We start from the raw sequence: 19,911 nt of genomic DNA on the forward strand, positions 1-19,911 counted from the left end.
TCTATCCGATGTGCCAGCACACCGACCAAGCGGGGATGTTATCGCCCAACGCGCTGCCCCAGATCAAAGTTCCCGCGGGCCGGTCTTTCGGCGCTGCAATCTCTCGGTTGCCGAGATTGGCGGTCAGCGACAGTTGCCTGCCGTCGCCCATGCGCCAATGCGCCGTCAGCAGGTCGGCCTCCGCCTGCGCGTCGCCGAAGCTGGCGCCGGCGAGCCGTGGCATGATTTCGCGGCGGCGCATCGCAAGCAGGCTCCTGACCAGCGCCAGCCGTGTCCGTCCCGGCTCGCGGTCGCGCTCCGTCCAATCCAGCACGGCCGACTGAAAGGTCGATTGCTGCAGCGGATCGGGAACCTCATCGCCATATTTGGCATAGGCCCAGGCATATTCCTCACGCCGGCCCTTGCGGACGGCGTTGGCGAGATCGCCGTGGAAATCGCAGAAGAACGGAAACGGCGCCTTCGAGCCCCATTCCTCGCCCATGAACAGCATCGGCGTCATCGGCGCGAGCAGCGTGATCGCCAGCGCGGCCTCGATGGCTTTTGGATCGGCGAAGCTCTCGAGACGGTCGCCGAAGGGGCGATTGCCGATCTGGTCGTGGTTCTGCAGGAAGTTGACGAAAGAGGTCGGCGACAGCGCGCCGCTCGGCTCGCCGCGGCGGATGCCGCCCCAGAACGTCGAGACCTCTCCCTGGTAGACGTAGCCGGACGAGAGCGCGCGGGCGAGATCGCCACGCGGCGAGCGCTGGTAGTCGCCGTAATAGCCTTGCGCCTCGCCGGTCAGCATCACGTGCCAGACGTGATGATAGTCGTCGTTCCACTGCCCGCGATATTTGCCGCGCGGCGGGTCTTCGGTAGCATCGAGCAGGCTCGCACGATTGTCGCTGTTCTCGAGCACCATGTTGATGTGCCGGCCGGCCTCCGCCGCAAGCCTGCCGACAGCGATGCTGAGATCATGCAGGATCGGGATTTCGCCTGTTTCCACGATGGTGTTGACGGCGTCGAGCCGCAGGCCGTCGAAGCGGTAGTCACGCAGCCAATGCACCGCGTTCCCGATCGCGAAGTCGCGCACTTGCTTGACGCGATAGTCGATGGCGCTGCCCCAGGGCGTGTGCGCGTCGGTGAAGAAGCTGGGCGCGTAGCGGCCGAGATAATTTCCTTCGGGGCCGAAATGGTTGTAGACGACATCAAGCATCACCATCAGCCCGCGCTGATGGGCGGCGTCGATCAGCGCCTTCAAATCCTCCGGCCGGCCATAGGCGCTGTCGGGCGCGTACCACAGGACGCCGTCATAGCCCCAGTTGCGTGTTCCTGCGAAATCGGCGAGCGGCATCAATTCGAGCGCGGTGATGCCGCTCTCCACGAGATGGTCGAGCCTGTCGATGATCGCGCGATAGGTGCCTTCGGGTGTGAAGGTGCCGACATGCGCTTCGAGGACAACCGCCTCATGCCACGGCCGCCCGCGCCAGTCGGTGGTGCGCCATTGGAAAGCGTCGTGATCGATCACCTCGCTCGGGCCGAAGACGTCGTCGGGCTGGAACGCGGAAGCCGGGTCGGGGACGTCGATCTCATCATCGATGCGAAACTTGTAGCGCGCGCCAGCGGCGACGCCAGGGATTTCGACCTTGAACCAGCCATCGTCGCCGCGGCTCAGCGCATGCGGCTTGTCGAGCAGCACGTCGACGCGCTTGGCCGCCGGCGCCCACAGGCGGAACAGCGCGCCGTCCTTCGTCAGCAGGGGACCGAAATGCCGCTCATTCATGCCGAGCCTGCAAAGGCGAGCACCGAGCGGGAAGGCGCCTTGGTGTCGGCGCCCGACGCGAAATCGACGGGCATCTGCTTGTTCTCGGTGGTGTTGAGCACCTGCCGCCAGTTCCTGTACTCGGGCATCACAGGCATCTTGAACGCGATCTCTTCCGGTGCGGCATTCAGCACAATAAAGATCGGCGCCTGCCCTGGTTCCATCGGTCCGAGCACATAAGAGAGAAAACGCCCTTCCGGGAAATTCCAGTCGGACTCCTTCATCTCTTCCGCCGCCGGCGTCAGCCACAGCACGCCGTAGGAGCCGTCGGCGCGGCGGCCATCCAGCCAGCGCTGCGAGCGAAGCTGGGCGAACTTGCGGCGCAGCTCGGTCAAATGGCCGACGAAATCGGTGAAGTCCTCGACCTCGTCGCCGAAATTGTCCCAATTGACCCAGCCGACCTCGTTGTCCTGGCAGTACGCATTGTTGTTGCCATCCTGCGAATTGCCGACCTCGTCGCCGGCGAGCAAGAGCGGCGTGCCCTGCGCCAATAGCAGGCAGGCGAGCTGGTTCTTCCGCAACTGGCGGCGCAGCGCGATGATGTCGGGATCGTCGGTCGGACCCTCGACGCCGCAATTGTTGCTGTGATTGTCGTTGGAGCCGTCGCGATTGTCCTCGCCATTGGCTTCATTGTGCTTCTGGTTGTAGCTGAAGAGGTCCATCAGCGTGAAGCCGTCATGCACGGTGATGTGATTGACACTGGCGCGCGTCGCGCGATTGTCGTGATTGAACAGGTCCGATGAGGCCGTCATGCGGCGCGAGACTTCGCCGATCAGGCTGCCTTCGCCGCTCCAATAGCGCCGCATCGCGCTGCGATAGCGGTCGTTCCATTCCGACCATTGCGAGGGGAACGCGCCGACCTGGTAGCCGCCAAGGCCGAGGTCCCAGGGTTCGGCGACGAGCTTGACGGTGGAGAGCACCGGATCCTGCCTGACCGCGGTGAGGAAGGACGCGGCGCGGTCATAGCCGTTCGGTACGCGCGCCAGCGTGGTCGCGAGATCGAAGCGGAAGCCGTCGACGTGGCAGACCTCGACCCAGTAGCGCAGCGAGTCCATCACCATCTGCAGCACGCGCGGGTGGGTGAGCCTGACCGAATTGCCGCAGCCGGTGAAGTCGTCATAGTAGCGCGGATTGTCCGGCTTCAGCCAGTAATAGGAGGCGTTGTCGATGCCGCGGAACGACAGCGTCGGGCCCATATGGTTGCCCTCGGCGGTGTGGTTGTAGACGACGTCGAGCATCACCTCGATGCCGGCATCGTGCAGTCGCGCCACCGTGGTGCGGAAGGAATCGAGCGCATTGTCCTGCGCGTAGCGCGGCTCCGGCGCGAAGAAGGCGAGCGTGTTGTAGCCCCAGTAGTTGGCGAGCTTCTTCTCGACCAGGATGCGGTCGTCGATCAGGCCGTGGATCGGCAACAGTTCGATCGTGGTGACGCCGAGCCGCCTCAGATGATTGATCATCGCGGGCGAGGACAGTCCGCCATAGGTGCCGCGCAGGTTCGGCGCGACGTCCTCGCGCTTCTGCGTCAGTCCCTTGACATGGGCCTCGTAGATGATCGTGTCTTCCCAGGGGATGTGGGGACGGATTTCGCGGCGGCCCCAGTTGAAGGTCTCATCGACCACGACCGCCTTCGGCATGCCGCGGGCATTGTCGCGCCGGTCAAAGGATAGGTCCTCGCGCGCGCTGCCGGTGCGGTAGGCGAAATGTGCATCGCTCCACACCAGCCGCCCCGCGAGCCGCTTGGCATAGGGATCGAGCAGGAGCTTGTTGGCATTGAACCGGTGGCCGCGCTCCGGCGCGTAGGGGCCGTAGACGCGATAGCCGTAGAGCTGGCCCGGCGAGACGTCGTTGAGATAGCCGTGCCAGACGTCCTCGGTGCGCTCCGGGAGTTCGATGCGTTCGAGCTCGCGCCGGCCCTGGCTGTCGAACAGGCACAGCTCGACCTTCTCCGCATTCGCAGAGAACAACGCAAAATTGGTACCCCTTCCGTCCCAACTGGCGCCCAGCCGGGACGACGTTCCCCCAGTCAGTCGCATACGTCAGCTTTCAGGTACGAGGAAGATCGCAGCCAGCGGCGGAATGGTCAGGCTGAGCTCGGGCACAATGCCTTCATGCGTGACCACCTCACCGATATTGCCGACATTGCTGCCGCCATAGTGGGAGGAATCCGAATTCAGCACCTCGCGCCATTTCCCGGCAAAGGGAACACGAATGCGATAGTCGTGATAGACGTTCGGCGAGAAGTTGACCACCACCAGGCAGCGCGAACGCGCGCTGTTGCCCTTGCGGATCCAGGCGAACACGTTGTGGTCGGCGTCATCGGTGATGACCCATTCGAAGCCGGCCGGATCGCAATCCAGTTCATGCAGCGCGGGGAGCGCGCGATAGAGTCGGTTGAGATCGCGGATCAGCGCCTGCACGCCGGCATATTTCGGTTGCGCGAGCAGATGCCAGTCGAGCGAATGTTCGTGAGCCCACTCGCGCTCCTGGCCGAACTCGCAGCCCATGAACAACAGCTTCTTGCCGGGATGGCCGAACATGAAGCTGTAATAGGCGCGCAAATTCGCGAAGCGCTGCCAGTCGTCGCCGGGCATGCGGCCCAGGATCGAGCGTTTGCCGTGCACGACCTCGTCATGCGAGAGCGGCAGGATGAAGTTCTCGGAGAAGGCGTAGTGCAGGCCGAACAGGATGTCGCCGTGGTGATACTTGCGGTGGATAGGCTCCTTGCCGATGTAGCGCAAGGTGTCGTGCATCCAGCCCATGTTCCACTTGTAGCCGAAGCCGAGCCCGCCGAATTCGACGGGGCGCGACACCTGCGGCCAGGCGGTCGATTCTTCCGCCGCGGTCGTCGCCTGCGGAAAGCGCCCGAACAGTTCGGTGTTGAAGCGGCGCAGAAAGTCGATCGCCTCCAAATTCTCGCGGCCACCATATTTGTTCGGGATCCAGCCGCCCGGCGGACGGCTGTAATCGAGATAGAGCATGGAGGCGACCGCATCGACGCGCAGTCCGTCGATGCCATAGCGGTCGAGCCAGAACAGCGCGTTCGAGACCAGGAAATTGGTCACCTCGGTGCGCCCGTAATTGTAGATCAGCGTGCCCCAGTCGAGATGGCGACCCTGCAGCGGGTTGGCGTGCTCATAGAGCGCGGTGCCGTCGAAATGGCCGAGGCCGTGCGGATCGTCCGGGAAGTGTCCGGGCACCCAGTCGAGCAGAACCCCTAACCCTTCGCGATGACAGGCATCGACGAGCGCAGCGAAGTCGGCCGGCGAGCCGAACCGGCTGGTCGGCGCGAACAGGCCGGTCGGCTGATAGCCCCAGGAGCCGTCGAACGGATGCTCGCTGACGGGAAGGAATTCGAGATGGGTGAAGCCCATGTCGCGCGCATAGGCCGGAAGCTGCTCGGCGAGCTCGCGATAGGTCAGCCACTCATTGTTGCCTTTGCGGCGCCATGAGCCGAGATGGACCTCGTAGATCGAGATCGGCGCGCCAATGCCGTTGATGCCTGGTGGCGCTGCCTGCGGATGCGGAATGTGGTCGAGGTCGACCACGATCGAGGCGGTCTTCGGGCGCAGCTCGGCGCCGAATGCCACCGGATCGGACTTCAGCGGCAGATGTTGGCCATTGGGGCCGATGATGTCGAATTTGTAGTGGTCGCCGGCGCGGGCATGCGGGATGAACAATTCCCAATAGCCAGGGCCGCGGACCCGCATCGGATGCCGCCGCGCATCCCAGAAGTTGAAATCGCCGACCACGCTGACCCGCCGCGCGTTGGGCGCCAGCACCACGAAGGCGACGCCCTCCACGCCGTCGAGCGTCATCGGATGCGCACCGAGCTTGTCGTAGATGCGCTGGTGGGTGCCTTCGCCGAGCAAATAGAGATCGAAGTCGCTCAACACGGGCGGGAAGCGATAGGGGTCGTCGAGATCGACGACATGGTCGCCGAAGCGGGCGCGGAGCTGGTAACGGCGCGAGCCGTTCGGCAGCGCGCCGGCGAACAGGCCAGCATCATGAATGCGCGCGAGCGGCGCGGTTTCGCCATGCTCGCCGATCGCCTCGACATTGGAGGCTTCCGGCAGGAAGGCGCGCACCACGCTCTGGTCGCCCTCGGAGTGGAGCCCGAGATAGCGGAAGGGGTCGGAATGGCGGCCCTCGATGATCGCGTAGGCTTCAGCAGGCAATCTGGTCATTGCGGCTCATGCGGTTGTTGCGCCAGGATGCGGAGCATCCCGGTCAGCGGGACGCGCAGCCAGTCGGGCCGGTGCGCCAGCTCATATTCGATCTCGTAGAATGCTTTCTCAAGCAGGAAGAAGTTGAGCATCCGCTCCGCGGCATCCGGATCGGCCGGCCACAAGGGCTGGCCCGCCATGGTCTCGCGATAGACGGCCAGGAACGTCGCGGTAGCCCGATCCCGCCAGTCGGCGAGCGCCAGCGCGAGCTTGCTTTGTTCGTCGGGTGCGACCTTGAGCGCCCGATCGAGCGCAGCGGTGACGGAGTAGTCGATCGAGCGGACTAGCCCGGCGACATCGCGCGCCGCCGGCGCCTTGCGCCGCCGCTCAGCGATGCTCCGCCGCGGCTCGCCCTCGAAATCGATGATGAAGATGTCGTCCTTGACGATCAGCATCTGGCCGAGATGGAAGTCGCCGTGATGGCGGATGTTGAGGCCGTCGATGTCTCCGGGCAGCAGCGCCTTCAGCCGGGCCGGCAAGCTATCCTGCTGCGCCAGAAACTGAGCCACCAGCGGGCGATCGGCCTCTTTCAGCGTATCCCGTCGCTGCGTCAGTGTCTCGAAAACGCGATCGGCACGGGCCAGGATGTCGTCGATCCAGCGCTGCACGTCTTCCGGCCTGGTCGGCTCCGGCACGAACTCGGGCAGGTCGCGGTTGCTCGCCAGCGCAATGTGCAGTTCGGCGACCCGCTTTCCCGTCTGCGCCATGTAGCGCAGATAGGAGATCTGCTGTTCGCTTTGCTTCGTCTCATGATTGGTCGCGAGCAGCCGCTGCTCCTCGACGAAGCGGTCGAGATAGGCTGATGTGACGGTCCATGCCTCGCCCTGGTTGGTGACAAAGGCGTGAACGATGCCGATCGCACTGCGCTTCTCGCCCTCGACGAGCTCGACCGTGCCGAGCAGCGCCGGCGTGTTGGCGAAGCCCGCGACGTCGGTGAGGAAGCGTCCCATCTCGATCTCCGGATTGATGCCGGGCTCGAGCTTGCGGTAGATTTTGACGACGTAATCCTCGTCGACCAGCGCCGTGCTATTGGACTGCTCGGTCTCCACCGCGCGGATGCGCTGGGGCTGTTTGATCGGCTTGTCCGTGAAGCGGCTGGTCGGGCGGAATTCGAGGCGGAGCGCGATGCCGAGCTCCTCGTCCTCGACCGTCAGCGACTGCGCCAGATTGCGGAGCAACAGCGCGATGAAGATCTCGTCGGTCGCAACATCGAGCAGCGTGCCCTCGCGCGCGCCTTGCCGTACCGCGGCTAGGGCGCGCGGATTGTAGCGCTCGCGGTCGAAGCGCACCCATTCGATCCGGATCGGCAGCACGTAGCGTGAGGTGGCGCCGCGCTGAGTCGTCTCGAAGAAAGCGAGCCAGGGGCGGTTGTCGCCGATATCGCAGAAGGGAATCGCGGAGACGAGCTGCGGCTGGATCGCCTTCGACAAACTCTCGGGATACCAGCGCGCCCGCGACAGGTGGCCCGGCAGCACGTCGCGCTCGAACACACCGCGGGCGCGCGCCAGCGACACCCAGGTTGAATTCAGCGGCACGACCAGCGTCTCGAATTCCGGCACCGCGCGCCGCGGGATGGCGATGGACTTGTCCGGCTCCTGGAGCTGGAACCAGTAAAAGCCATACGGCGCGAGCGTGACCATGTAGGGCAGTTCGCCGATCGTCGGGAAGCGCGTGCGGCCGAGCATCTCCAGGGGAATGCGTCCCTTGAAGGCGGAAAGGTCGAGCTCGGTCGCCTGCGCCGAGCGCGACAAATTGGCGACGCAGAGAATGACCTCGTCCTGATACTGCCTGACATAGGCGAGCACCGAACGGTTCTCGGGGCGGATGAAGGTCATGGAGCCGCGGCCGAAGGCCAGCGTCGACTTGCGCACCGCGATCAGGCGTTTGGTGGCGCTGAGCAGCGATGACAGGCTGCGCGACTGTGCTTCCACGTTCACGGCCTCGTAGCCGTAGACGGGGTCCATGATCATGGGTGCGTAGAGCCGCGCCGGGTCGGCGCGGGAGAAGCCGCCATTGCGGTCCGGGCTCCATTGCATCGGCGTGCGGACGCCGTTGCGGTCGCCGAGATAGATGTTGTCGCCCATCCCGATCTCGTCGCCGTAATAGATGATCGGCGTGCCCGGGAACGAGAGCAGGAGCGAGTTCATCAATTCGATCTTGCGCCGGTCATTGTCCATCAATGGCGCGAGGCGGCGGCGAATGCCGACATTGATGCGGGCGCGGGGATCGTTGGCATAGGTCGACCACAGATAGTCGCGCTCGACATCGGTGACCATTTCCAGGGTCAGCTCGTCATGGTTGCGGAGGAACAGCGCCCATTGGCAACTGGCCGGGATGTCGGGCGTCTGCCGCAGGATGTCGGTGATCGGAAAGCGGTCCTCCTGCGCGATCGCCATATAGATGCGCGGCATGAGCGGGAAATGATACGCCATGTGGCATTCGTCTTCCCGGCCGAAATATTCCTGCACGTCCTCCGGCCATTGATTGGCTTCGGCGAGCAGGATCTTGCCCCTGGCGTAGGTGTCGAGCTCGCGCCGCAGCAGTTTGATGATGGCGTGCGTCTCGGGCAGGTTCTCGTTGTTGGTGCCTTCGCGCTCGCAGAGATAGGGAATGGCGTCCAGCCGGAAACCGTCGACGCCGGTGTCGAGCCAGCGCTTCATCACCTGCACGATGGCGCGCACCACGCGCGGGTTGTCGAAGTTCAGGTCCGGTTGGTGCGAGAAGAAGCGGTGCCAGTAGAACTGGCCCGCTTCGGGATCCCAGGTCCAGTTCGACTTCTCGGTATCGGTGAAGATGATCCGCGTGCCCTGGTATTTCTGGTCGGTGTCGCTCCAGACATACCAGTTGCGTGCGCTCGAGCCGGGATGGCTGCGGCGCGCGCGCTTGAACCAGGCGTGCTGGTCGGAGGTGTGGTTGACGACGAGCTCGGTGATGACACGAAGGCCGCGCTTCTTGGCTTCATGGATGAAGCGCTTGAAGTCCTTCATCGTTCCGAAATCGGGATTGATGTCGCCATAGTCGGCGATGTCGTAGCCGTCATCACGCCCCGGGGACGGATAGAATGGCAACAACCACAGCGTGGTGACGCCGAGATCCTGCAGATAGCCAAGCTTCTCGGTCAGCCCCGCGAAATCGCCGATGCCGTCATTGTTGCTGTCGGCGAAGGCCTTGACGTGGAGCTGGTAGATGATGGCGTCCTTGTACCAGAGCTCGTCCGCCGTCTCGGTGGCCACCAGTTCCTTTGTCTCGACCGCTGAAAGCACGTTCATGGCACCGCCCCCTTCAGGCCAGGCAGCGGAACAGCACCGCCGGATCGCGCATTGGATCGATCCGCACCCGGATGCCGCCCCAGTCGAGTGCATGGCGTTCGCCCGTGATCAGGTTCTCGACCGCAGCGACGTGGCGGCGCTCATCGCCGGTGCCCGTCTGGACATCGCCGAGCGGCAGCCAGACTTCGTGGGCGTCGCGCGACAATGCAATTGCGACCGCAACCGTGTTGCTCCCGTCGACGGATTCCTTGACGAACCCGATTACGTTGCCGTCCTCGATGGGCAGGAAACGCAGATTGCTGGTCTGCTGCAACGCTGCGTTGGCGCGGCGCGCCAGGTTGAGGTCACGGATATAGGGCTTGATGTTGCCGGGCTTGTCCCAGTCACGCACCTTGATCTCGTATTTCTCGGAATCGAGATATTCCTCCCGCCCGGGGATCGGCTCGTGCTCCAGCAGCTCGAAACCGTTGTAGATGCCGTAGGTGCCGGACAGCGTCGCCGCCAGCGCCACGCGCGACTTGAACATCCAGGGTTCGCCGCCCTGCAGATGGAAGGGCAGGATGTCGGGCGTGTTGACGAAGAAATTCGGTCGGTAGAAGTCGCGCTCCGGATAGCGGGTGAGTTCGATCAGATATTGCTCCAGCTCCCAGCGCTGGGTGCGCCAGGTGAAATAGGTATAGGACTGGGTGAAGCCGAGTTTTGCCAATCCCTTCATCAGCTTCGGCCGGGTGAAGGCTTCGGCGAGGAAGATCACGTCGGGATGGTGCAACTGCACCTGGTGGATCAGCCATTCCCAGAACGGGAACGGCTTGGTGTGGGGATTGTCGACGCGGAAGATCTTCACGCCCTGGTCGACCCAGAACAGGATCACGTCCCGCAGCGCATTCCACAGCGAGCCTGAATCCTCGCAGCCGAAATCCGGGTTGACGATGTCCTCATATTTCTTCGGCGGATTCTCCGCATAGCGCATCGAACCGTCGGGGCGTTTCTTGAACCATTGCGGATGTTCCTTCAGCCAGGGATGGTCCGGCGAACATTGCACCGCGAAGTCGAGCGCGACTTCCATGTTGTGCTCTCTGCATGCCGCGACGAACGCGCGGAAGTCCTGCAACGTGCCCAATTCCGGATGGATGGCGTCGTGGCCGCCTTCGGCCGAGCCGATCGCGTAGGGGCTGCCGGGATCGCCTTCCTTGGCGGTGACCGCATTGTTGCGTCCCTTGCGGTTGATCTTGCCGATCGGGTGGATCGGCGTGAAGTAGACCACGTCGAACCCCATCGCCGCGACGTCAGGCAACCGGTCGATGCAGTCGCGGAAGGTGCCGTGCTGTCCCTCGACTTTGCCCTGGCTGCGCGGGATCATCTCATACCAGGAGCCGAAGCGCGCCCGCGGCCGATCGGCGACGAACGGGAAGAGCTGTGAGCGCGTCAGGTCGGGTCGCGACTGGCTTTCGGCCATCGCGTCCTGCAATTCAGGTGTGAGCAGGGCAGCCGGATCGCCGGACTGGAGATAGGTCTCGCACTGCTTGAGGATGATGGCCGCCGCCGCCCGTCCGCCGGCCTGCGCCTTGGTCAGCATGCCCGCGCCTTCGATGGCATCGAGCGTCACATCGGTGCCGGCCTTCTGCTTCAGCTCAAAGCCGTGCCGCCAGGTGGCGAATTCGTCGGTCCAGGCCTCGATCGCATAGAAATAACGGCCGGGCGTGTCGGGGACGAAGGAGCCAAACCAGCGATCGTTGCCGTGCATGGTCATCGGCTCGCGCCGCCATTCGTGGTCGAGCTCGCCGCGCCAGATCAGTTCTGCAGCGACGATGTCATGCCCGTCGCGATAGACGTCGGCCCAGACCTCAACGGGCTCCCCCACGATGCGTTTCACGGGGTAGCGGCCGCCATCGATCAGCGGATAGACGTCTTCGATATGGAAAGTGCCGGCGGCACTCTCGACAGTTTGAGCGGTTTTGTTCACGGTGATGCCGCCATTGACAAGGAAATGACGCCCCCGTTGCGTGAAGGATACGCTCCGGACTGATATAGAAAGCCGCTCATGGGATATTGGTTCCCATGGAACGGCTGGAAGGACAGCGAGTTAAACATCATCTATCCCCTTCCCGCATCTACATAATTTCGTGACCCACTCTCCCGGGTCGTGTGCAAAGCGCGTGCCGAATGGACCCCTACGCCAAAGCCAGAGACCTTGGAATTACGACCGAATATATCGACGGTCAGGGCCACCGCCGTGTGACAGACGCGGCTGCGTTGAAAACGATCCTCGACGCCTTGCCGCCGCGCGAGCCACGCCGGTGGATCGATCAGCCGGTTGTCGTGCGGCGCGGCCGCCCGGCGCCCTCGGAGCTTTCGATCGACGCCAAGTTGCCGGTCGGATGGACGATTTCGGCTGGTGGCAAAATGATGGCGAAGGGTGAAGCGGGCGACCGGGCAATATCCTGGCCGCAGGATTTGCCGGTCGGGGTGTACCAGCTCCGCCTGAACGATGCTGCCGGATCGACCGAAGAGCTGCCGCTGATTGTCGCACCGGAACGTGCCTTTGGCGGCGATTTTGACCGCTGCTGGCTGCTTGCGGTTCAGCTCTACAGCGTGCGTTCCGCGCGCAATTGGGGCATGGGCGATTTCACCGATCTGCGGGGCTTGATCGAACTCGCCCATCAATTGGGTGCCGGTGGTGTCGGACTTAACCCGCTGCATGCGCTGTTCGATGACCGCCCCGGTGATTGTAGCCCCTATTCGCCGAACAGCCGACTGTTCCTCAACGCGCTCTATATCGACGTCGAGAAGCTGCCGGAATTCCGCGTCGATCCCAGCGCGAAGGACAAGCTCGCGCAACTGCGCGCCGGGGACATCGTCGACTATCGTGCGGTTGCGGCGTCAAAATGGCAGGCGCTGCGCTCCGCGTTTGCGAGCTTCAAGGCGAGCCCGACGCTCGAGCGCCGTCAGGACTTCGAACGCTTCAGGAGCGAGCGCGGGCCGCTCTTGTCGCGCTTCGCGTGTTTCGAGGTGTTGCGGAAAAAGTTCAACCAGCCCTGGTGGGAATGGCCCGAAGAATGGCGGCGGCCGGACGACGGCAAGTGCAGCCGTCTGCGCAAGGGCGCCGATTTCGGCGAGATCGAATTCGTCGAGTTCGTGCAATGGAACGCTGACCGGCAGCTTGCGGCATGCAAGGCGCTGGCGCACCAGCTCGGCATGAAGGTTGGGCTTTATCTCGATGTCGCCGTCGGCGTGCAGTCCGACGGCTTCGATGCCTGGAACGAGCAGGGCGCGATCTCGCGCCTGCTCGGCGTCGGCGCGCCGCCGGACCCGCTCAACACTGCCGGGCAGGATTGGGGTCTTGCCGGCTTCAACGCCGCCGGCCTCGAAATGCGTTTCTTCGAGCCGTATCGGGAAATGCTGCGTGCCTCGATGCGCCACGCCGGCGCGATCAGGCTGGATCATGTGCTCGGCTTGAAGCGGCTTTACCTGGTGCCGCACGGCTTCGGTCCGGAGAATGGCGCCTATGTGCAGATGCCGTTCGAGGCGATGCTGGCCGCAACCGCGCAGGAGAGCGTGGCGCATCGTTGCGTCGTGATCGGCGAGGATCTCGGCACCGTGCCGGACGGTTTTCGTGAGCAGATGAACGACTGGGGCATCTGGTCCTATCTCGTGATGATGTTCGAGCGCGACGACCGCGGGGCCTTTCGCGGCATCGACCGTTACGCCGCCAATGCGCTCGTCACCTTCAACACCCATGATCTTGCGACCTATGCCGGCTGGCGCTCGTTCAGCGATTTGAAGCTGAAGCGTTCGCTCGGCATCGATCCGGGCGAAAGCGACCAGGCGCGCTGGCATGCGCTGAGCATGCTGGACGAGGTGCTGCGCCAGAATGACATCGACCGCCATGATCTTTATTCGGTCGCTACTTTCCTCTCCCGGACCAGGTCCCGCCTGCTGACGATCTCGCTGGAGGACCTGCTCGGCCTGGTCGATCAGCCGAACATCCCCGGCACCGTCGACGAACATCCGAACTGGCGGCGGCGGCTGCCGGTGTCGATCGAACACATCGCCTCCGCCATCGATGTCGAAGCACTGAGGAACGCCACTCGCGAGCGGTCGTCCGCACCAGCTTAAAGAGGAGCAGTCGCCACCGTGTCTTGCAGGATCGAGGATTACGGACTGATCGGCGATTGTGAGACGGCGGCGCTTGTCGGCCGCGACGGATCGATCGACTGGCTGTGCTGGCCCGCCTTCGATTGCGATGCCTGTTTCGCGGCGCTGCTCGGCAACAACAGGCATGGCCGCTGGTTGATCGCGCCAGCTGGGACCATCATCAAGACCTCCCGCCGTTACCGCGACAACACGCTGATCCTGGAGACGCGGTTCGAGACCGAAAGCGGCGTCGTCGAGCTGATCGATTTCATGCCGCCGCGCGGCAATGCTTCCGACATCGTGCGGCTAGTGCGCGGCGTGAAGGGTAGCGTCAAGCTGCGGATGGAGTTGATCATCCGATTCGGCTTGGGTGCTGATATTCCCTGGGTCAAGAAGAGCGAGGACGGGTCGGCGCTGCTGGCGATCGCCGGGCAGGACATGATCGTGCTCCGCTCGCCGGTCGAGACCCGCGGCCATAACATGACCACGGTGGCCGAATTCACGGTCGGCGAAGGCGAGAGCTTGCCTTTCGTGATGACCTATGGACCCTCGCATCTGCCGGTTCCCGGGCCGATCGATCCCGCCCAAGCCTTGCAGGACACCGAAGCGTTCTGGACCGAATGGTCGAGCCGCTGCACCTATGAGGGGTTTGGTCGCAACCTCGTGCTGCGCTCGCTGATCACGCTGAAGGCGCTGACCTTCGCGCCGACCGGCGGCATCGTCGCGGCGCCCACGACCTCGCTGCCGGAAAAACTCGGCGGCCAGCGTAACTGGGACTACCGCTACTGCTGGCTGCGGGATGCGACCTTCACGCTGCTGGCGCTGATGAACTCGGGCTACACCGAGGAAGCGCTGGCCTGGCACAATTGGTTGTTGCGCGCGGCCGCGGGGGCGCCGGCCAACATGCAGATCATGTACGGCATCATGGGCCAGCGGCGGCTTCTGGAGTGGGAAGCGGTCTGGCTGCCCGGCTATGAGGGCGCGCAGCCGGTGCGCATCGGCAACGCCGCGCATGCGCAACTGCAGCTCGACGTCTACGGCGAATTGATCGACGCCTTCCACCAGGCGCGCGTCGCGAAGTTGCAGCTCGACGATGCGAGCTGGTCGCTGGAATGCGCTGTGCTCGAACACCTTGCGGAAGAATGGGACCGGCCGGACCACGGAATCTGGGAGCGTCGTGGCGCGGGCAAGCACTATGTCTTTTCGAAGGTGATGACCTGGGTCGCTTTCGACCGCGGCATCAAGAGCGCGCAGAAATTTGGCCTCAAGGCGCCGCTCAACAAATGGCTGGTGCTGCGCGAGACCATCCACCGCGATGTTTGCGCCAAGGGGTTTGATCGCAAGCTCAACTCGTTCGTCGAATCCTATGGCTCCAAGCTGCTTGATGCCAGCATCCTGCTGCTGCCGGCGGTGGGATTCCTGCCGCCGACCGATTCACGGATCCGCGGTACGCTGGCCGCGACCGAGCAATATCTGATGCGCAATGGCTTCGTGATGCGGCACGATCCGCGCGAAGTCTCCGAAGAGAAGCAGCCGATCGAAGGCGCCTTCCTCGCCTGCACGCTTTGGCTTGCCGATGCCTATGTGCTCGCGGGCGAGGTCGGGAAGGCGCAAACGCTGTTCGATCGCGTGATCGCGCTTGCCAATGACCTCGGCCTGCTCGCCGAAGAGTACGACGCCATCGCCGGCCGCCAGACCGGCAATTTCCCGCAGGCGCTGACTCATATCGCGCTGATCAACACCGCGCACAATCTCAGCGACGCCAAGCGGGCGGCCGAGAAGCCGGCCGTGCAGCGGTCGAAATAGACTACCGCCTGGACCCGCGCGAAGGAACCCGCGGGAGCAACGATCATTGTCTGCAGATATCTGGTTGGAGGATCGGCAATGGCTCGCCTGTTCGCCGTAGCGCTGCTTGCATGTCTGATCTCGGGGCCGGCATTCGCTGCCGGCCTTGATGCCGCGGCGATCAACAAGGCCGGGTACCGGGCTCGCCCCGCGTCCGAGGAAAAGGCCGACGCGACAATCATTAAGGCCCAGGTGCTGCTCGAGCGCGCGTTGTTCTCGCCCGGAGAGATCGACGGCAAGTTTGCCGAGAATACGCGCAAGGCGCTACAGGCGTTCGCGGAAGCCAAGGGCCTGTCCTTTCAGAAGACGCTCACGCCGGAGATCTGGGCAAAGCTGAACGAGACTGCCCAAGGCGACATCATCACGAGCTACACGATCTCCGAAAAGGATGTGAAAGGACCGTTTATCAGGAGGATTCCCGCCAAGTTGGAGGCGATGAAATCGCTGCCGGCGCTCGGCTACAAGAGCGCGCGCGAGGCGCTTGCGGAGAAATTCCACATGAGCGAGGGGCTGCTGGCCCAGCTCAACCCCGGCAAGAAGTTCGACCGCGCCGGCGAGACCATTCTTGTCGTCAACGGTCGCGATCCCCAGCTGAAGCTGAACGTGGCGCGGATCGAAGTCGACAAGTCGCGGCAGACCGTCAAGGCCTTCGACGGCGGCGGCGCGTTGGTCGCCTTCTTTCCGGCAACCGTCGGCAGCGAGGACAAGCCGACGCCGAGCGGCACGCTCAAGGTGATCTCGTCCGACGCCAATCCCTTCTACCGCTACAACCCGGCCTACAAGTTCAAGGGCGTGCACGCCAAGCGGCCGTTCGTCATCAAGCCCGGCCCGAACAATCCGGTCGGGCTATACTGGATCGGGCTTTCAGGGGAGGGTTACGGAATCCATGGTTCGCCTGAACCATCGAAGATCAGCAAATCGGAATCCCATGGCTGCGTCCGTCTGACCAACTGGGACGCAACGCTGCTTGGCACGAGCGTCAAGAAAGAAACGCCGGTGGATTTTGTCGAGGGCGCGGGGAGCAAGGAGAGCTGACGGGACGGCGGTGCATTCGCCGTCACGCGGTCTCGTTATAGTTCAGCACCATCTCGATCGCCTTGGCGAAGCCGTCATGCTCGTTGCTGTCGGTGACGAACTTGGCGTGGCTCTTGACCTCATCGGTGGCGTTGCCCATGGCAAACTGAACGCCGCTCCTTGCAAACATCGGCAAGTCGTTGCGCATGTCGCCGATGGTTGCCACCGCCTCGGTCGGAATGCCCAATCGTTTTGCCATCGCCTCGACAAAGGTGCCCTTGTCGTGGCCGGGCGGGGTGACGTCGAGATAATAGGTTTGCGAGCGGACGGCGGTCGCCTCGGTGCCGACGGCCTCTTGCATCGCGCTTTCGCAGCGCGCGAGCAGCGGGGCGTCGGAAGAGGCGCCGACGATCTTGCAGGCCTGGTCGAGATAGGGCGTGAAATCCGTAACGATGGTCGCCTCGTGCCTGATGGTGTGCCGCTCGTGCGCGACATATTCGCCGTCGAGATTGGCCGTCAGCCAGCGGTCGTTGGTGAACAGCCAGATGTCGACGCCGAATTCGCGGAGCAGATCGATGGCCCGCCGCGCGGTCGCCGGCGGGATCAGGTGCTGCTCGATCGGCTTGAGCTCTGGATCGATGATCGAGCTGCCGTTGAAGGCGCCGACCGGCAGCGTGATCGCCAGCGGCTCGATCAAAAATCCCATGCCGATCGAGGGGCGGCTGGAGACGATGGTGAAGCCGATGCCGGCCGCATGCAGTTTTTGCGCGGCTGCGCGGGCGGCGGCCGTCAAAACCTTGTCCTTGGTCAGCAGCGTACCGTCGACGTCGGAAACGAGCAGGGCGATGCGGGTCATGGGGCTACTTCATTTGGCGGATGATGGCGTCGACGATGGTCTCGATCGTCGCGTCGATCGAGACGGTGATCGGATGTTCGCTCAAGCCCGGCGGCTCCAGGGTCTGGAACTGGCTGGCGAGGAGGCCCGGCGGCATGAAATGGCCCTTGCGATGGGCGAGCCGGCTCGCGATTAGCGCCTCGGTGCCGTCGAGGAAGACGATGCCGACGTCACTGCGTCCATGCAGCAGGATGTCGCGGTAGGCGCGCTTCAGCGCCGAGCAGGCGACCACCAGGCGCTCGCCAGCCTTGCAGACACGGTCGATCTCATCGGCGATTGCCTGCAGCCAGGGGCGGCGATCGTCATCGGTGAGCGGCTGGCCTGCGCTCATTTTCGCGACATTGCTTGCGGGGTGAAAGCGATCACCGTCCTCGAAACGCCAGCCGAGCCGCCCCGCGAGCGTCTCGCCGATCGTGCTCTTGCCTGAGCCGGAGACGCCCATCACGACGAGGGCGCAGAGGGTTGCCGGATCAGCCACTAAAATTCTCCGGCCGCGCCGCCTCGTCGATCAACCAGACCGTCTCGCCGATCGATTGCGCGCGGTTCGCCGGCAGGTTCTCGCCGGCGAAGACGCGGGTCAGGATTGCGCGCTTCTCCTTGCCTGCGGCCTCGAACAGCATTTCGCGGCAGCAAGCCAGCGTCGGCAGGGTCAGGCTGACGCGCGGCACGAACGGTTCGACATTGGCCTTGGGCACGCCGACCGCCCAACGGTCGATCACCTCGATCGCGGGGTAGTTCGGAAACAGCGAGGCGGCGTGTCCATCCGGCCCGACACCCATCAGCACCAGATCGAACAGCGGACGGGCGGCGTCCAGATCTTCCGCGCCGTAGAACGATTGCAGCTCGCGCGCATAGCGCTCCGCCGCTTCATCGGGGCTGGCGGCATAGGTCGGGATCGGATGGATGTGGGGGGCGGGCGCGTAGCGATCCAGGAATGTCGCGCGCGCCATCGCCATGTTGTTCCTGGGATCGTCAGGCGGCACGAAGCGCTCGTCGCCGATGAACCAGTGCACGCGGTCCCACGGGATCCTGGCGCGGTACGGCTCGGTCGCAAGCAACCGGTAGAGCGCTTTCGGGCTCGATCCGCCGGTCAGGCAGATCGCGATCCGGCCGCTGTTCGTGGCCATCCGCGCCAGCACGCGTTCGGCTGCGGCGTTCGCCAGCGCTGCGGGATCGGCGACGGTGATGATCTGGCGGCGGCCGACGGCGGTCATGGTCAGCCGAGCTTTCGCCAGCTACGGCCGTCGCGGGTCAGAAGCGCGTTGGCGGCCTCAGGACCGTCGCAGCCGGCTTTGTAGGGTTGCAGGCCGGCGCCGCCAGCCTTCTTCCAGGCATCGAGGAAGGGTTGCACGGCCTGCCAGCCGGCCTCGACGCTGTCGGCGCGCTGGAACAGGATGTTGTCGCCTATCATGCAGTCATAGATCAGCGTCTCATAGCCGGTGGACGGCTCGGCCTTGAAGTAGTCCTTGTAGCGGAACTTCATCTCGACGCCGTCGATGTCGATGGTCGGGCCGGGAACCTTGGTGTTGAACTGCAGCTCGATGCCCTCGGTCGGCTCGGTCGAGATCACGAGGTAGTTCTGCGAGAGCTGGTCGATCGGCGTGTCGCGGAACATCGCGAACGGCGCCTGCTTGAACTTGATGGCGATCTCGGTGCGCTTGGCGGCCAAGGCCTTGCCGGTGCGCAGATAGAACGGCACGCCGGCCCAGCGCCAATTGTCGATGATCAGCTTGAGCGCGGCATAGGTCTCGGTGGCGCTGCCGGGCTTGACGTCCGTGGTCTTGCAATAGTCCTCGATCACGGTGTCGCCGATCTTGCCGCCGCGATACTGCCCCCGCACCGAATTGTGCAGCGCTTCCTCTTCGCTCTGGATCTGGATCGCGGCCAGCACATTCGCCTTCTCGGTGCGCACCGAATGCGCATCAAAGCGGATCGGCGGCTCCATTGCCACCAGCGACATCAGCTGGAACAGATGGTTCGGCACCATGTCGCGCAGCGCGCCGGTCGAGTCATAGAAGCTGCCGCGATGGCCGACGCCGAGCTTCTCGTCGACGGTGATCTGGATGTGGTCGATATGATTCCGATTCCAGATCGGCTCGAACATGCCGTTGGCAAAGCGCAGCACCAGGATGTTCTGGACGGTTTCCTTGCCGAGGTAATGATCAATCCGGTAGATCTGGTGCTCGTCGACCAGCTTCAGCAACTCGGCATTCAAGTGCCTTGCCGAGTCAAGGTCCGTACCGAACGGCTTCTCGATCACGATCCGCCGCCAATAGCCGTTTTCGGCCAGCATGCCAGTGCGGGCTAATTGCTTGGTGATCGGCAGGAAGGCGCCCGGCGGAGTGGCCAAATAGAACAGCCGGTTGCCGCCGGTGCCGCGCGCCGCTTCCCGTTCCTTGAGTTCGCTCGCCATCCTGTCGAAGGAGGCGGGATCCTTCGGGTCGGCTTCGACCGCGGTCACGCATTCGAACAGGCGTTTGGCGACGGTCTCATCGACCGGACGGGTCGCGAACTGCCGCAATCCCTTCATCAGGCTCGCGTTCAATTCCTCGTTCGACATGCCGCCGCGGGCGACGCCGACGATGCAGAATCTGTCGGGCAACAGATTGGTCGCGGCGAGATTATAGAGGGCAGGGATCACCAGTCGGTGCGCGAGGTCGCCCGTGACGCCGAAGATGATGAAGGAGCAAGGGTCGGGTTTCTTTTGCGCGTGACCGTTCGTCATCATTGGGC

At 63.9% G+C, this 19,911-nt stretch carries 12 protein-coding genes; 3 read left to right on the top strand and 9 right to left on the bottom strand.

Going from position 1 to position 19,911, the window contains the following annotated elements:
- Window position 1 precedes the first annotated feature (1 nt).
- Genes treZ through AC5ZG1_RS20060 form a run of 5 tightly spaced genes read right to left on the bottom strand, consistent with a single transcriptional unit; the run spans window position 2 to window position 11,253 of the window.
- The gene (gene treZ / locus AC5ZG1_RS20040; RefSeq protein ID WP_496133844.1) at window positions 2-1,759 is read right to left on the bottom strand and encodes a malto-oligosyltrehalose trehalohydrolase; all 1,758 of its coding nucleotides are present in this window, start codon (window positions 1,757-1,759) and stop codon (window positions 2-4) included.
- Complete coding sequence (glgX, locus tag AC5ZG1_RS20045; RefSeq protein WP_130224477.1) at window positions 1,756-3,831, bottom strand: glycogen debranching protein GlgX; 2,076 nt, start codon at window positions 3,829-3,831, stop codon at window positions 1,756-1,758. Before glgX ends, treZ begins: the two co-directional genes overlap by 4 nt.
- 3 nt (window positions 3,832-3,834) lie before the next feature.
- On the bottom strand, window positions 3,835-5,982 hold the full coding sequence (glgB, locus tag AC5ZG1_RS20050) for a 1,4-alpha-glucan branching protein GlgB (RefSeq protein WP_130224475.1): 2,148 nt from the start codon (window positions 5,980-5,982) through the stop codon (window positions 3,835-3,837).
- A complete protein-coding gene (gene treS, locus AC5ZG1_RS20055) occupies window positions 5,979-9,290 on the bottom strand; it encodes a maltose alpha-D-glucosyltransferase (protein WP_496133845.1) in 3,312 nt (1,103 codons plus the stop codon). The genes glgB and treS overlap by 4 nt, the downstream gene beginning before the upstream one ends.
- 13 nt (window positions 9,291-9,303) lie before the next feature.
- Complete coding sequence (locus AC5ZG1_RS20060) at window positions 9,304-11,253, bottom strand: alpha-1,4-glucan--maltose-1-phosphate maltosyltransferase (RefSeq protein WP_496133846.1); 1,950 nt, start codon at window positions 11,251-11,253, stop codon at window positions 9,304-9,306.
- A 200-nt stretch (window positions 11,254-11,453) separates the two neighbouring features.
- Here AC5ZG1_RS20060 and malQ point away from each other — a divergent pair, with 200 nt between their 5' ends.
- From malQ to AC5ZG1_RS20075, 3 genes are all read left to right on the top strand, one after another.
- Window positions 11,454-13,406, top strand: coding sequence for a 4-alpha-glucanotransferase (malQ, locus tag AC5ZG1_RS20065; protein WP_496133847.1), 1,953 nt, complete (start codon window positions 11,454-11,456; stop codon window positions 13,404-13,406).
- A gap of 18 nt (window positions 13,407-13,424) precedes the next feature.
- Window positions 13,425-15,230 (top strand): glycoside hydrolase family 15 protein, encoded by a 1,806-nt coding sequence (locus AC5ZG1_RS20070; protein WP_496133848.1) that lies wholly within the window; start codon window positions 13,425-13,427, stop codon window positions 15,228-15,230.
- 78 nt (window positions 15,231-15,308) lie between these two features.
- Window positions 15,309-16,304 (top strand): L,D-transpeptidase, encoded by a 996-nt coding sequence (locus AC5ZG1_RS20075; RefSeq protein WP_496133849.1) that lies wholly within the window; start codon window positions 15,309-15,311, stop codon window positions 16,302-16,304.
- A 22-nt stretch (window positions 16,305-16,326) separates the two neighbouring features.
- Here AC5ZG1_RS20075 and AC5ZG1_RS20080 read toward each other — a convergent pair whose 3' ends face one another.
- Genes AC5ZG1_RS20080 through zwf form a run of 4 tightly spaced genes read right to left on the bottom strand, consistent with a single transcriptional unit; the run spans window position 16,327 to window position 19,906 of the window.
- Window positions 16,327-17,139 carry an HAD family hydrolase gene (locus AC5ZG1_RS20080; protein WP_474419318.1) on the bottom strand — a complete coding sequence of 271 codons (813 nt, stop codon included), beginning with the start codon at window positions 17,137-17,139 and terminating at the stop codon, window positions 16,327-16,329.
- 4 nt (window positions 17,140-17,143) lie between these two features.
- On the bottom strand, window positions 17,144-17,620 hold the full coding sequence (locus AC5ZG1_RS20085) for a gluconokinase (protein ID WP_474419321.1): 477 nt from the start codon (window positions 17,618-17,620) through the stop codon (window positions 17,144-17,146).
- 28 nt (window positions 17,621-17,648) lie between these two features.
- On the bottom strand, window positions 17,649-18,392 hold the full coding sequence (gene pgl, locus AC5ZG1_RS20090; RefSeq protein WP_496133850.1) for a 6-phosphogluconolactonase: 744 nt from the start codon (window positions 18,390-18,392) through the stop codon (window positions 17,649-17,651).
- A 2-nt stretch (window positions 18,393-18,394) separates the two neighbouring features.
- Window positions 18,395-19,906 carry a glucose-6-phosphate dehydrogenase gene (zwf, locus tag AC5ZG1_RS20095; RefSeq protein WP_496133851.1) on the bottom strand — a complete coding sequence of 504 codons (1,512 nt, stop codon included), beginning with the start codon at window positions 19,904-19,906 and terminating at the stop codon, window positions 18,395-18,397.
- Window positions 19,907-19,911 lie beyond the last annotated feature (5 nt).

The sequence above is a fragment of the Bradyrhizobium sp. Leo78 genome, assembly GCF_059512425.1.